The sequence below is a fragment of the Zavarzinella sp. genome (genome assembly GCA_041399155.1).
GTDB lineage: Bacteria > Planctomycetota > Planctomycetia > Gemmatales > Gemmataceae > JAWKTI01.
The window spans coordinates 42,753-57,973 of the sequence record JAWKTI010000002.1; the positions used below are offsets into that span (position 1 = coordinate 42,753).

The 15,221-nt window shown below is 51.0% G+C and carries 11 protein-coding genes; 8 read left to right on the top strand and 3 right to left on the bottom strand.

Translation table 11 applies throughout. The annotated features are described in order from the left end of the window. The first annotated feature begins 35 nt into the window (after positions 1–35). Positions 36–1,502: a hypothetical protein gene (locus R3B84_10235; GenBank protein MEZ6140937.1), complete on the top strand. Its 1,467-nt coding sequence runs from the start codon at positions 36–38 to the stop codon at positions 1,500–1,502. 228 nt (positions 1,503–1,730) lie between these two features. Here the strand turns inward: R3B84_10235 and R3B84_10240 are convergent, their stop codons facing one another. Together R3B84_10240 and R3B84_10245 are read right to left on the bottom strand one after the other, a co-directional pair. Next, positions 1,731–1,985 (bottom strand): hypothetical protein, encoded by a 255-nt coding sequence (locus tag R3B84_10240; GenBank protein MEZ6140938.1) that lies wholly within the window; start codon positions 1,983–1,985, stop codon positions 1,731–1,733. After that, on the bottom strand, positions 1,982–2,677 hold the full coding sequence (locus R3B84_10245; GenBank protein MEZ6140939.1) for a trypsin-like peptidase domain-containing protein: 696 nt from the start codon (positions 2,675–2,677) through the stop codon (positions 1,982–1,984). The genes R3B84_10240 and R3B84_10245 overlap by 4 nt, the downstream gene beginning before the upstream one ends. 614 nt (positions 2,678–3,291) lie before the next feature. On the opposite strand from R3B84_10245, the gene tpiA reads away from it, so the two are divergent. The 4 genes from tpiA to asnB all read left to right on the top strand — a co-directional run bounded on the left by tpiA (position 3,292) and on the right by asnB (position 8,554). Then, positions 3,292–4,047, top strand: a complete 756-nt coding sequence (tpiA, locus tag R3B84_10250) for a triose-phosphate isomerase (GenBank protein ID MEZ6140940.1) — start codon at positions 3,292–3,294, stop codon at positions 4,045–4,047. A gap of 33 nt (positions 4,048–4,080) precedes the next feature. After that, on the top strand, positions 4,081–4,758 hold the full coding sequence (locus R3B84_10255; protein MEZ6140941.1) for a hypothetical protein: 678 nt from the start codon (positions 4,081–4,083) through the stop codon (positions 4,756–4,758). Beyond that, a complete protein-coding gene (locus R3B84_10260) occupies positions 4,755–5,240 on the top strand; it encodes a hypothetical protein (GenBank protein ID MEZ6140942.1) in 486 nt (161 codons plus the stop codon). Before R3B84_10255 ends, R3B84_10260 begins: the two co-directional genes overlap by 4 nt. A gap of 188 nt (positions 5,241–5,428) precedes the next feature. Then, a complete protein-coding gene (gene asnB, locus R3B84_10265) occupies positions 5,429–8,554 on the top strand; it encodes an asparagine synthase (glutamine-hydrolyzing) (protein ID MEZ6140943.1) in 3,126 nt (1,041 codons plus the stop codon). A 182-nt stretch (positions 8,555–8,736) separates the two neighbouring features. Here the strand turns inward: asnB and R3B84_10270 are convergent, their stop codons facing one another. Further along, positions 8,737–10,407, bottom strand: a complete 1,671-nt coding sequence (locus R3B84_10270) for a hypothetical protein (protein MEZ6140944.1) — start codon at positions 10,405–10,407, stop codon at positions 8,737–8,739. Between the two features lie 614 nt (positions 10,408–11,021). Between R3B84_10270 and R3B84_10275 the strand changes: the two genes are divergently transcribed. The 3 genes from R3B84_10275 (at position 11,022) to R3B84_10285 (ending at position 15,212) form a co-directional block, all read left to right on the top strand. Continuing rightward, the gene (locus tag R3B84_10275; GenBank protein ID MEZ6140945.1) at positions 11,022–11,726 is read left to right on the top strand and encodes an acyl-CoA dehydrogenase family protein; all 705 of its coding nucleotides are present in this window, start codon (positions 11,022–11,024) and stop codon (positions 11,724–11,726) included. An 8-nt stretch (positions 11,727–11,734) separates the two neighbouring features. Next, complete coding sequence (locus R3B84_10280) at positions 11,735–12,817, top strand: acyl-CoA dehydrogenase family protein (GenBank protein MEZ6140946.1); 1,083 nt, start codon at positions 11,735–11,737, stop codon at positions 12,815–12,817. Positions 12,818–13,028: 211 nt separating this feature from the next. Further along, the gene (locus R3B84_10285) at positions 13,029–15,212 is read left to right on the top strand and encodes a DUF1549 and DUF1553 domain-containing protein (GenBank protein MEZ6140947.1); all 2,184 of its coding nucleotides are present in this window, start codon (positions 13,029–13,031) and stop codon (positions 15,210–15,212) included. Positions 15,213–15,221 lie beyond the last annotated feature (9 nt).

A 15,221-nucleotide genomic window follows, 5' to 3' on the forward strand; every position in this document is an offset into this window, starting at 1 on the left:
AACACCCTGGAATACCTCCCACAAAGGAACGAAAAATGTCGGCGTTAGTCTTGCGATTTCTCTCATTGTTACTGGGCTTTGGCCTGCTAGTACTAGGCTTCGAATTGCCCAACCCGACACGGATTGAAGAATCGTTTCTGGGCATCCACAAGATCGGTTCCGGCACGGAAGATCAATTGGACAGTTTCCAACAGCAGATCAGTTCGTTACGGCAGTCGGACTGGCAGGAAACCACCCGCAAATTGCGCGAACAGACGGCAGTTTATGCTGATATCATCACAAAACAGCCACTCGATTTCGAGCAATTAGCCAATCTGGTGAAATTGCTTGATGAAAGTGCGTCTTCACTGCGGAAGTTTTCAACCGATGTCGATGCCAAACAACTCGAAAATCTGGCGAAAGCAGTGGGAGGCTTCGCTGATTTCATGGAACAGACTACCAAGCTGGCCAATAAAGAACAGCAGACGAAACTGGAAACCGCCCTGGCCGAAATGAAAGTTCAACAGGAACAGTTAAAGAAACTGGCGACCACTGTGCCACCCAGCTTGGCCACTGCCAAAGAAGTGTATGGAAGTCTGGATAAGTTTGAGCTGGGGATTGTGAAGCTGAAGGAACTGTTTCAGGAAGAACAACTGGACGCGATGAAAGATGGGATGGCTGGGCTGGAATCCTCGCTGGAATCGACCGCCAAACAAGTGGATAGTGCGGGTGGCTATACCTATCCGGTGATTACGATTGAAAATTTCAAGCCGAAGGTTTCCACCAAGCCTTTCTGGCCGGATGCACCCAAAGTGGCAGAAGGCCTGCGGCAGGCACAAAAAGGCTCCCAGGCGGGGCGGGCCCAGATTGATGCGATGAAAAAGAATCTGCCCGCAGTTCAGACAGCTCTGGATGAAGGGGTGAAAAGCCTGGGACTCACCAAACAATCACTGAAAGCAGTCATCGATAATCAGGATTCACTGGAAAAAGCGTTTCAACACACCCCCACACGGCTGGCAGATCTGATCGAATCTTTCGGACAGATCGGCAACCAGATTGTCCGGGTAATGCAGGCAATGAAGCAACTGGATGCCGTCAGTACCACATTAAGGCAATCCAGTAAAGAACTCAAGCAGACCTCCGAGCAGTTTCCACTGTTTTTGCAATCACTGTCGAAATCAGCTGCGATTATGGAACAAATGAAAACCCAGCTCCAGGTGGTAGTCGACAATCGGGATAAATATTCCTCGGCTTTGGATTCCAGTTCGAAACTGGCGGAAGCACTGCACAAATCGGTAACACCGATTGAAGAACGGATTGATGGTCGTTTGGCGGCACAAGAAGAGTCGCTGGCCAAGGTGAAAAGCGGTCTGCACGATTTTAATGAAACTTTGCCAGTGCTGGGGAAGCAGGCCAAAAATACCCTGTTCATTATCCGTGGGATCATCTGGGTGCTGGCTGCAATGTTGATACTGCACGCATTGTGGAGCTTTCAGACGGCACGGAAAGTGGCGAAAGAATAAAAACCTTCAATATTATTGAATCGCAATATTGCTAAATTGGCTTATTTCGTTAATTCGGTTTTTGCACGTTGCCAGTCGCCCACTTCAGCCTGAACATCAACCATTTGCTTGTTCCGCCAGACTTTCATCGCGATTTTTTGCCAGCAGGCATTGCTGCCACCAGATTGATCAGTTGGTTCTCGTTCAGAATCTTCACATCATCGACAAACAGAATAATGTCAGAAACTTTCAGGCCAGCGGTTGCTGCGGGCGTGTTCGGGTAAACAATTTCCACCAGTGCCCCACGGACTTCGTCCAGCCCCAGGCGGGCGGCTTCACGTGCGGCAATCCCTTCCGTAAGCTGGACACCAGATAACCCCGATTTACCGCCCCACGCTCAATCAGTTGGCGTGCGACCCGTTTCACCATATTTACAGGAATGGCGAACGCCACCCCACTGTTGCTGCCAGAGTGGGACGCAATTGCGGTATTTATACCAATCACCTCACCCTGCATATTGACCAGCGGCCCCCACTGGAACCTGGGTTGATGGCGGCATCGGTCTGCAAAAAGTTCTTAATGCGGATGCTGCTGCCCAGGCTGACCTGTCCACGGTCGCGGGCACTGATAATGCCATGGGTAACGGTGCGATTCAGCCCGAACGGCGAACCGAAGGCCAGCACCCAGTTCCCTTCCCGACTGCGATCACTGTCGCCCAGCAGTGCGGGCTGTCCCAGGCTGGCATCAATTTCCATGACAGCCAGGTCGGATTCTGCATCCACCCACACGCGGGTTGGGTTGATAATCTTTTCGTTATGGAAGTGAATCACAATCTGATTCGGTTTCGCACCGGAAATCACGTGATTGTTGGTAATCACATACCGCCCCGCCAAGCCTTCCAGTTCCACGATCACACCAGAACCAGATTCTTCGGTGGGCTTCAATTTGCCCGGTGCAGGTGGCTTGGTGGCCTCAATCGACACCACAGAGGGGGATAGTTTGTGGACAACTGCCTCAAACCGGTCGTTTAACGCACCCGTGGCATCGCCAGACGAGGTCAGCGTGACTACTGGTTCCGGTGCAGGACGATTACCAGCATTTAAGCCATTGGCCGGCATATTCCAGATGCTGCTACCCACCACGCCACCGGCAAAGGTACACAAGCCAAAAAAAATGGTTTTTGAAACTGTTTTCATCTTTGTGCAGCTCGTTGCTTTACCCATTTTGCGAAATTCAAAACTGTCCCGCAGTTTGATGCCAGCCCTGTGGAAAACTATCCCACCCAACTGGTGCAATTCCTTTGGCCCCATCTCCCAGCGCATCTGCCATTACTGACAGATTTGTTGTCTCCGACACTCTACTTTAGGGTGGGAGGTCAAGTCTGCAGTGATTTTGCGGGTTAGGCACCAAAAATTCCCCACACAGACTCGCTACAGGTGGCATAATGCCACTGATCGGTTGTTTGTGGGAAATCGCCCATGGCGAATCTGCCCCTACAAGCAGAAAAATCGGCTTATTCGCTACCGGACCATGGTAAGTGAGTTCAACCCACCGAGACGCTCCATTGTGGGATGAAAGTCAAGACTGAACGGGCAATCCAGAAGAGTAAAACTGTCTCAAAAGAGAAAAGGCGGTTAGATCACGATATCCTGTTCTGGCTTCGTGTCGTTCGAAGCGGATACCCGTAGGTGCTCAGTATCAGCCGCCTGATGATGCGCGTGGCAGAAAAATCGTGCAATTCCAGAACAATCCGTAATCAACCACCTAAAATAACCGCTTTGCGGATCAGGATTCACCACAAGGAAAATTCATGCGGAAGAAGTTCATTGCAGGAAATTGGAAAATGTACACCACTGCCACACAGGCGGTAGATCTGGCGAAAGCCGTTGCGGGTGGGAGTTGCCCAGCCAACGTGCAGGTGGCAGTTTGCCCACCCAGTGTCTGGTTATCGTCGGTGGGCGGTGCCATTCAGGGCACATCGCTGGCACTTGGTGCCCAGAATTGCCATTTTGCCAAAGAAGGTGCTTACACTGGCGAACTTTCTCCACAGATGCTTCTGGAAGTGGGCTGCAAATACGTGATTGTGGGGCACAGCGAACGTCGACATGGCCTGGTAGAACCAGACCTGTTCCTGAACCGTAAGGTGCACGCAGCCACCAACGCTGGGCTGTCGGTCATTTTCTGTGTGGGTGAACTGGAAAGTGAGCAAGCCAACCAGCAGACCGAAGCGGTACTGAACTTTCAATTGTCGGCAGGGTTGGCTGGCTTGTCTGCCGCACAGGCCGCACAGGTGGTGATTGCCTACGAACCGGTGTGGGCCATTGGCACCGGCAAGGTCGCCACACCTGCACAGGCACAATCCGCGCATCTCTTTATCCGCCAACGGTTTGCGGCACTGTTTGGTCAGGCTGCCGCTGACCAGCTTCTGATTCAGTATGGTGGCAGTGTGAAAGCTGATAACGCCAAAGAAATCCTGCACCAACCGGATGTCGATGGTGCTCTGGTAGGTGGGGCGAGCTTGAAGCCAGATCAGTTTCTGGCAATTATTGCTGCGGGTGCTGTATAGTCACGACGAGTTGTCTCAATTGAGAGACATAGTATGGGAAATCGCACGCAATTTATTGTTCGGCAGCGAAATTGGCTGTATGTGCATGAAAAAGTCTTTGCACGTGCTCCAGGAGAGCGGGTCATTGCTCATTATGAAAATGCTGCCGATGCAGAAGCCGATTGTCTGCAACGCGAATCTGCGGTGCGTGCCCAATGGAACCCGTTCTGGTTTGGCACCACATTACACCATTTGACAACCTTTCCAATACCCATCCTGCGGGACTGGTTGCAGGATGCCGGGCTGTCGCCACCAGATTCAACAGACATTGCAGATTGGGCGAAGTGGTACGAAGAGCTGCCACGTTCTCCTGAACAGACCCACCACCTGTGGCAGGGTCTGAATCGGCTGCAATTTCACGATGTGGTGGCTCGCGACCCGGACAAGACTGCATACGCCATCATGGAAATCGTTTGGTCGTACGATGATCAGTATTATCATGCTGCCCACGAAGGGGGTAAGGTTCAGAAGGTCTATCGCAATCGGGAAGCAGCAGACCAGGAATGCCAACGACTGATTTCGTTATACCGACAACAAATGGGTTTACCGCATCGAGGTACCTATTCCAGAAATCATGCTGAAGCACTGAAAAATGAATATTCGGAAATTGAACGTATACGTCTGGAAAATCAGTTGCCACCCTATGAGGTGGTTGAGATTGATGTGGAATGAGCAGCCCCACCTACCTGATTGTGCGTGCCGTCATCTACAGTGGTGCTGATTCGTACTATCGCTTTCCCAAATTTGCCCCAAATTACATGAATTCGGACGATCGCCAGAGAGTGTATCCAGAAAAACTTTTCTATGATTTGTCGCTGGTAGAAGCAGAATTAACTGCACTGCACCGTGAGTCGGTGGCCCGTTACAATCCGATCATGCTGCGGGAGTGCATCGCGATGCTGTTTCCGGCAGACAATTTATTTGCCGCACCACTTTCCCCAGAACAACTGGGCATTTCGGTGCCTGCGTTTAATGAATATCAGGAAGAATTTTTTGTCACAGAAGAACAATACCGTTGGTGGGAACAGTCTTCCCCCACGTGGGATCAACAGCAACTGGAAAGTATCTGGGTCTACTTTCTGGGTAAAGTCAGTTTCTATCGCATAGAAACATTACTTCCCGAACAATTTGTTGATGGTGTCCAGGCTCAATAATAATCTGACACTTAATTGAACATCAGTGTTCCACGTGGAACACTGTCGGCTGTTTGAATATCAGAGTAAAAATATAACAACTTCATGATTGCTGTTTTTAACTGGTATTCCACAATTTTCAGGTTCTATACTGAACTTTTAGAAACGAATGGGTACCCACCTGGAATGACCCCACGTGGGCGAACATCATGTGCGGAATTTCTGGTTACTTAAGCGCAGATATTCACGAAACTGTCGATCCTAAGTTGCTGCAGGCAATGGGTTTACGCATTGCCCACCGTGGCCCGGATGGTGCCGGTATTTACCGTGGACCTGGCGTGGGCCTGGTGCACCGCAGGTTGTCGATTATCGACCTGGCCAGTGGCAGCCAACCGATGGGCAACGAAGACAATTCGATCCAGATTGTCTTTAACGGTGAAATTTATAATTTCCGCGAACTGCGGGACTGGTTGATCGGTCGTGGGCACCAGTTTCGCACGCACTGCGATACGGAAGTGATTGTCCACGGTTATGAAGAGTTGGGACGCGATATCGTCACCAAATTACGTGGCATGTTTGCATTTGCCATCTGGGACGAAAAAAAACGCCACTTGCTTCTGGCTCGCGATCGACTGGGGATCAAACCACTTTACATCTACCGCAATCAGCAGCAATTATGGTTTGCTTCCGAACCGAAAGCAATGCTGGTCGATGCCCGCGTACCACGGGAAATCAATGTGGAAGCACTCGACCAGTACCTCTGTTTCGGCATGGTGGTGGGACCACGGTCGATCTTTCGTGGGTTTGAACAACTTCGCCCAGGTCACACGCTGCTGGTGACACCGGGCAATTTTCAGGCAACGCCACAATGTTACTGGGAACCACGTTTTCTCCCTGAAGAACGCAACGAAAAGGATTGGCTGGAGGAAACCCACGCCAAAGTGGAAGAGGCCGTGCGTACCCACCTGATGGCCGATGTGCCAGTGGGGGCATTCCTCAGCGGGGGTGTGGATTCCAGCATTGTTGTTTCGAGCATGGCCCGCCAGCACACGGAAGAGATCGAAACGTTTTCGATTGGCTTTGCGGAACGGGATTTCAGCGAATTGCCTTATGCGATGGAAATAGCAATCCGCAATGGCACCCGCCACACCGAACGGATTGTGACGCCTGATGCTGTGCAGATGCTGGAAGAACTGACCCGGTATTACGATGAGCCATTTGGCGACACCTCTGCCGTGCCCACCTTTCTGGTGGCGAAACTGGCGGCAGAACGCGTGAAAGTGGTGCTTTCTGGTGATGGTGCCGATGAAGTGTTCGGTGGCTACCCACGTTATGCCCATGACGAGATGGAAGAACAGGTGCGGCAGAAAATACCACGCTGGCTGCGGCGATCCCTGTTGAATATCGCAGGTCAGGTCTGGCCACGCATTGATTGGCTGCCAAGACCGCTACGTTTGAAAAGTGCCTTGATGAATCTGTCAGTAGAAGCACCCAATGCCTACGCCAATAGCCTGGCTCATTGCCCTTTGCGTATCCGTCGCAAGCTGATTTCATCTGATGTGCTACCTTTATTGCGTCATTTTGATGCCAAGTCCAGCATTCGCAGCGATTTCCGGCAGGTGCCACGTGGCGATGTAGTGAATGGGATGCTATCCGTGGATACCCGCGTATTATTGCCGGATGATTATCTGGTGAAAGTCGACCGGGCCAGCATGGCGAATGGAATCGAAGTTCGCCCACCATTTCTGGACCATGAGCTGGTGGAACTGGCACTTCGGATGCCGGCATCGATGAAAATCCGCAACGGCTGTGGGAAGTATGTGCTGAAAGAAGCCTATCGGCGCGACCTGCCTCATGAAAATGTCAATCGCCCGAAACGTGGCTTCAATACCCCCATCGATCAGTGGATGCGTGGGGCACTCAAAGAAGTGTTTTACGATGAAGTACTGAATCCTTCCGGACCGATTGGTTCGCTGTTGCACTTACCAATGGCTCGCAAAATGTTTGAAGCCCACTTAAGTGGCAGCCAGCAGAATGGCCAGGTGCTTTGGCAGATACTGGTGCTCTCCCACTGGGCGAACCGGTATATGCAGCCCCCAGAAGATTTATCGCAGATTATCGACCAGCAGAGTCAGGACGTACCGTTGAAGGTGAATCGTGCCAGTATTTTGAAAGCACCCAAAGTTTCAATCCCGCGACAGTTTCAGCCGATACGCATTGCTTTTGTGGTGCACCTGATGCAGGTGGCGGGTGCGGAAGTGTTGATTCGAGAAACCATCCGCCAGTTGGGACAGTTCATTGTTCCGACAATTTTTTGTCTGGACAATATCGGTAGTATTGGCGAAGAGTTGCAGCGACAGGGGATTCCAATTGTCGTCCTCAATCGTAAAGCGGGTCGGGATTATGGTGTTGCCCTGCGGATGGCGAAAGAAATTCGCGACAGGAAAATTGAAGTTGTGCACGCCCACCAATACACACCGTTCTTTTATTCGGCACTTGCGAAATTACGAAATTTCGGCAAATTTCAACTGATCCAGACCGAACATGGTCGCCACTATCCGGACATTGTTTCCCCAGTGCGTCGCATGATCAATCGCTTGGTGCTGGATCGCCTGGCCAATGCAGTGAATGCGTGCAGTCATTTCAGTGGGAAAGCATTGTCGGTGATTGATGGCTTTCGTGGTGATCGGCTGCAGGTAATTGATAATGGCATCGATTTCGCACGATACCAGATATCGACATCCAAAACAGACCTTCGACAACAACTGAATCTTCCCACAGATCGAAAACTGATCGGGTGCGTTGCCCGCTTCCACCCAGTGAAAGACCATGCGATGTTACTGCGGGCATTTGCTCGGGTTACGAACAACGATCCCACGGTGGATCTGGTACTGATTGGTGATGGGGAAATGCGGTCCCACCTGGAACAGCAGGCGACGCGGGCTGGGGTGCGTCACCGCGTGCATTTTCTGGGGATTCGCAAGGATATTCCCCAGTTGATGAATGCACTGGATATCTTCAGCCTGACTTCTGTTACCGAGGCAGCTTCGCTGACATTGCTGGAAGCAATGGCGAGCGGCCTACCAGTCGTCGTCACCAATGTGGGAGGGAATCCAGAACTGGTACGACATGACACGGATGGTTTTCTGGTACCACGTGGGGATGATTCCCAGTGTGCCACTGCGTTCGAACAATTGTTAAGAAATCATGAACTTGCCCACCAAATGGGTGAGTCAGGCCGACAGCGGGTGCAGGAATTGTTTACGCTGGAACGCACCGTGGGACAATATTTCCGCCTGTATTGCAAATTGACCGGCAGAAAAACCCCCACTTGATTTGAAAGTGCTGTTAGGCTGGGTTCAAAATTGTTGTTGGGGTGCAATTCAAAATCGCAGGGGTTGCAGGCTTACAACCCCTGCCGCGAGTGGGACATTTCAACAATACTCTTCTGACATCTTTCCCACTATTTAGGTTCCCCAAAATTCTGATTTTCTGTCAAAAAAATGGGCAGAGGCGATTAATTATCGCCCATTTCCTGCAGCCGACCCGTTTCAATCAGGTATTGCAGTGCTTTTTCCTGGATGGCAAACTTCACTTTGAAAGAAGAGCCACCAGTGATCGACATCGTAAATGCGTCGCCAGTGGTGTACTTTCCTTTGAACACGGTTTTGGCAGCCTTCTTCAAGGCGTCAGCTTCTACCGGAGTGTCTGCACTGTCTGCCATCAAGGTGGCGAACCGGCTCATCGATACGGTCATGTTCATGATGCCCACATCGGCTGGTTTCGATTCCAGTGCGGTCTTCAGCACCGATTTTGCATCCGGGCCAAGGGTAATCAACAACATATCTTCACGAACTGCCAACATCACGTCCGATTTACCCAGAACAGCCTGTGCTTCCAGTGGGAGCATGTCGGCAACTTTCACCACGTGAACTTCGTGGTCGCCAATTTTGAAGGCGTTCAGTTCAAACAAGGCACTGATGTTGGGATCCAGTTTGGCAACCACATCTTTCACTGCTCGTTCAATCTTCTTGCCATCTTTCACTTTCAGTGCGGTCAGCGACGTGTATTGCTGATCTTTGTTTGGTCCAACCACGGTAGAACCGATATCGAGCTGACCTTCTTTCAGGGTGGGCAGGAGTGCGTCAATCAGTGGCTGTGCAATTTCCAGCACTTCGGCAGGTGCCTGCTTCTTGGCTTCCGCCAGCACATCGTCCACCAGGGTGGGGAACTGTTTTTGCAGTGCCTTTGCCATGGTCACGCTGAATACAAAGCTGAATGCATTCTTCTGACCAGCGATCGCCCCACCAACAACTGATTTGTTCTGGGAGATCGACAGAATATCTTTGGCCAGTTTGGTGGATGCCACTGGGGTTAATTCCAGTTCAACGGCAATTTCCTTGCTGACACTGTCCACATTCAGGTTGATGCTGAAGTCGCCGGTTTCGTTCAACAGGCTCTTCACGGTGGCAGCCACTTCATCGATACTGCTATCCACGAATGGCTTCAGCGATTTGATTTCGCCTGGGATGGGGCTGTCCTTGGCATCGGCCAGTGCGTTTTCAACAAAGCCTAAAGCTAGGTTTCGCATTTCTTCCGGCAGACGGCTTACGTGCAACGAAACAGATACCAGGTGTTCCGGCTTACCTTCCAGCACGGCTTCCGGCTTGGGCAGTTTGTCTTCAGCAATGTTCCCTGGGGTGTTGATGGTTGCCCAGGCGTATCCTTTGGAAAAGCGGAAGTACACCGTGAACGGTGAACCTTCCGGTGTGGTGGAGTAAACGCCATCTTTTTCGTTCACTTCCAACATGGCCCGCTGTTTCAGCAGATTCAGGAACAGGTCCTTGTTGGCCACCGGCAGCAACACCACAATGGGGCTTTCGGTAATTTCCGCACTCAGCGTGGCATACATGCCAAACGGCTTGGTGGTATCAACCCCTTCGATGCCATTTTTTGGATCTTTCAGCGAGTCGACCAGGTCGATTGCCTGCTTCACCTGTTCGCGGGTGTCTTCATCTGTGATCAGATTGGCAATGAAGCTCGCCGACTTCATCATCTGATCGACCGATTGAAGACGCACCACTACGGTGGGCTTGGGCGATTTGTCTTCTTTTTTGTCTGCACTGTATGCGGTCACTGGCAGAACAAATGCCAGTGCAAGTGCTGTCAAGCGAAACAACGTTTTCAAGTAATTCTCCTTCACTTTTCTACGGTATCCCTGTTATACCTTTGCCGTGTGGGAAAGGTGTCATGTTTTGCAAAAGAACTTTGTGGAAAGCCCCGTCTTGTGAATGCAATTCCACTTACGGAAATTAAGTTCACATATAATAGAACACATTGTACTGGAAATTATTTCACAAATTTGAAAGAAAAAATGAAATTTTGTTCAACAGAACCGCTTTTCATCATTTATTCATATTTCGATCAGGTGACGAAGTTTGCCGTAAAACTTCGTTTTGCCTGCGCGGGAATGACGTTGTGTGGCTGGTATTTTGCTTGGTTAGTACTTCCTATCAGGGGGTTTGCACGCACAAACTTCGGTTGGCTGTTTGAATTTAATTAGGAGTACTTCAGCAGTATTGCCCTGGATTCCCGCCTGCGCGGGAATGACGATTGTTCAAACAATCGTCTGAAGGCAAGTGGCGGTTTAGGTTTGAGTAGATTTGCCGACGTCATCGCTCACAGTAGGCATCGAATTAATTAAGATTATTTCATTATTTCCCAAACTTTGGAAAAATCTTCCTTTTGCTTGCTGCACTCGAAATAATAGTGGAAACCTTTCCCAATTTTTGGAGTCTCCCCATGGCACTTTCCGCAGCACAACTGGCCGAACAGAAAAAGCAGGCAGAAGAACTACTGTTTTCTGGCCCAGAAACGTTAGGCTTCGCAAAGGGGTTGTTTTTTGGTCATTTCAATGCCAAATTGCTGTTCCCTTACCCCAAACTGTCCGCAGAAAATGAAGAACGTGTTCGAAAGTCGGTGCAGGAGATGAAGACCTTTTGTGCAGAGCGGATTGATGCGGATGCGATTGATCGCCAGGCCGATATCCCACGTACTGTGATTGATGGTCTGGCCGAACTGGGTGTCCTGGGTATGGCGGCACCTGCAGTATACGGTGGGCAGGATTTTACCCAGCAGGGGTATTGCCGCGTCATGGAAGTGCTGGGCGGGCATTGTTCGTCTACTGCAGTTTTCGTGAACGCCCACCACAGTATTGGAATTCGGGCATTGCTTCTCTTTGGCACCCCGGAACAGCAGGCTCGCTGGCTGCCCGATCTGGTTTCAGGCAAAAAACTGGGTGCATTCGCATTAACAGAACCACAGGCGGGGTCCGATGCGGCCAATGTGCAGACCAATGCGACTCCCAGCGAAGATGGCAAAGGATTCGTACTGAATGGCGAAAAACGCTACATCACCAACGCTGCCCTGGCCGATGTGCTGACGGTGATGGCACGCACCCCGATCCGGCACAGCCTGGCAAAACCAAAATTACTGCTTTTCTGGTGACGCCGGATATGCCCGGCTTTGAAGTGGTGGAAGCACGTGCCGAAAAATGCGGTATTCGTGGGACGGCTACCGGCAAATTACGCTTCACCAATATGTATGTGCCAAAAGAAAATATTCTTGGCAGTATGGGCAAAGGGTTGAAAGTAGCCCTGACGGTGCTCGATTTTGGCCGCACCACCTTTGGAGCCACCTGCACCGGTGCTGCTAAAGCCTGCCTGCAGGCTGCAGTGACCCACGCCAACTCCCGCGTGCAATTTCAACAGAAACTGGCCGATTTTGAAATGGTGAAGAAAAAAATCGCCTTCATCGCGGCCCACGCTTTTGCGATGGAGGCTGCCACCACTGTCTGTGCGGCCTTCATCGACAGTGGTGCGGATGATTACATGCTGGAAACCGCCATTCTGAAAGTATTTGCTACCGAACACCTGTGGACGTGCATTTTTGAAACGATGCAGATCTATGGTGGAAAATCCTACTTTACCGATCAGCCACTGGAACGCTGGATGCGTGATGCCCGCATTAACACGATTGGTGAAGGTGCCAATGAGGTGCTGAAAGCTTTTGTGGCCGTGGTGGGTTCGCGAGCACCGGGCATGAAACTCGACGGTTTGCGAAAATCGCTGGCAAGCAAGCCAATTCGCACCATTCCGAAGCTGATCGGCTTTGGTATTTCCGAGCTGTGGCGACGGTCTGGCCGGCCCCACATTCCGGTGCAGCATGCAAGTTTACGTCCGTATGCCCGCGAGCTGGCGTATTATGTAAAAAAACTGGGATCCAAGTTGCCGTGGGTCTTTCTGGCGTGCCGCACGGAAGAGCGGTTTATTCAGGCACAGTATCTGCATGAACGAATGGCAGATATCGCCATCGACCTCTACGTGGGCAGTTGTGTCCTGAGCAAGCTCGATTCGATGCTGGCAACAGGCAAAGGAGTTGAATCCGAGGCGGACTATCAGGGAGAACTGGAAGCGGGGAAATATTTCTTAAACCTGGCGTATCGACGGATGGCAGAGAGATTTAAACAGTTGTTTGATCATGATGATGTTGCCACTACCCGTACCGCAGATGCGGCACTCAATCGCACTTTTGAGTAGTGTAAAGAGATATGAGTTAATTCTCATTTTTCAGATTTTTCACAATTTTTCCATTTTTTTACAAACCAATTAACTGTAAATGCGTTCTATTATTAGTGAATATGCGTTCCCATGTGTGGGTGCGTAAGAATTTTCACTTGTTCGAATGATTTTCTTGCAATAAGTGGGGGATTGGGTTAATATGAAGGCACCTACCATAATCATTCAATCCATGAAATTTGCATTTCCATTACTGTTATTGGTCCTGCTGAACGTGCCAGGGTTTGCACAGGAACAGCCCCCCACGTTCGAGCGAGACATTCAACCAATTTTAACACGCTACGGCTGTAACGCTGGTGCGTGCCACGGCAAGGCACGTGGGCAGAATGGTTTTGCACTTTCATTGCTCGGCTTCGACGCCAATTTCGATTACAACGCCATTGTGAAAGAAGCCCGTGGTCGCAGGCTCTTTGCTTCCGACATTGATCGCAGTTTGTTTCTGGATAAGGCCAGTGGTCGCGTGCCCCACGGTGGGGGAAAGAAACTGCCTGCAGATTCCGATGCATACCAGCTGGTGCGTCAGTGGATTGCAGCTGGGACGCCCCGCACACCATCGACGGCACCGAAATTAGCCAAGGTGGAAGTGAGCCCACGTGAAATCGTGGCCCGCTTCGATCAACAGATTCCGCTGAAAGTTACCGCAATTTATAGTGACGGTGGCAAGGTTGATGTTACCCACCTGGCAGCATTTCAATCGAACGATAGTGGGTATGCCAGTGTGAACGCATCTGGGAATATTACCGTGGGCGGTATCCCTGGTGAAGCAGCCATTACAGCACGGTTTGTGGATCAGTTTGCGGTGTGCAATGTGCTGATCCCACGGCCGGAAGTGGTGCCTGCAAACGTTTATCAGGATCTGCCACGTGCCAATATGATCGACGGCTTTGTGTGGGACAAACTGCAACGGCTGAACATTATCCCTTCGGCACCCGCACCAGAAGCAACGTGGCACCGGCGTGTGTATATCGATATCATCGGGCGATTCCCCACACCCACCGAGACAAAGGCTTTTCTGGACGATCGCTCTCCCACCAAGCGAGAGCAGTTGGTTGACAGATTATTGGCACGTCCCGAATATGCCGATCACTGGGCGAACAAATGGGCCGACTTGCTCCGCCCCAATCCTTACCACGCGGGCATCAAAGCCACGATGAATCTGGATACCTGGATTCGAGAGCAGTTTCGACAGAATCGCCCCTATGACGAGATGGTGAAGGAATTGCTGACCGCCCAAGGCAGCACTTTTCGCAATGGTGCCGTGGTGTTTTATCGCAATCGCCGACAGCCGGAAGAATTGGCAACGATGGTCAGTCAGTTATTTCTGGGCGTGCGGCTCGATTGTGCCAAGTGCCACCAACATCCTTCGGAACGCTGGAGCCAGGCCGACTTTTATTCCTTCGCTGCCTTCTTCAGCAGAATGGGCCGCAAAGGACAAGGGATCTCCGCACCGATTTCAGGTGGGGAAGAGATCGTTTATGTAAAGAACGGTGGCAAAATAGTTCACCCGCTGACCGAACTGGAAATGGCCCCCACGCCACTGCTTGGGAAACCGGTAGAAATTCCGGAAACAATTGACCCCACCGACCCACGTGCGTTGCTGGTGGATTGGATGCTGCAACCGGACAATCCGTTTTTTGCGAAAGTGATTGTTAATCGCGTGTGGGCAGAACTGATGGGCAAAGGGCTGGTGGATCCGGTGGATGATATGCGGGATACCAACCCGCCCAGCAATCCCGCGTTGTTAAATGCGTTAGCTGCCGAATTTCGAAAAATGAAATTCGACATGAAGAAATTAATCCAGTTAATTACCACCAGCCACGTTTATGGCCTCAGTGCGGAACCCAACGAAACGAATGCGGGTGACAACAGAAATTATTCCCGCCACTATCGTGTTCGCCTGCGGGCCGAAGTTTTACTGGATGCAGTCTGCGATATCACTGGCGTGCAGGATCGCTTCGAAGCAATGCCACTTGGATCGCGGGCAATGCAGGCCTGGACGGTGCGGTTCGATTCCAAGTTTCTGGACAGTTTCGGCAGACCAGATCCCAACCAGGACCCACCGTGCGAACGGGTCAGCGATTCTACCGTGGTGCAGGCACTCCATCTGATGAATGCTCCGGCGATCAGCCAGAAGATCACTTCATCGGAAGGTCGGATTGCGGAGTTCTTCAAGAAAAAAATGAGCACCGAAGCGATGGTGCAGGAACTGTACCTTTGGGTCTATTGTCGCCCGCCAACTTCAGAAGAATTAACCGCCTGCCTGGGCAAACTTGCCCCAAGGCAAAACCAGCGGGAAGCCATGGAAGACCTGCTGTGGGCATTATTGAATACACCGGAATTTGTGTTGAATCATTAATTTGTTCAT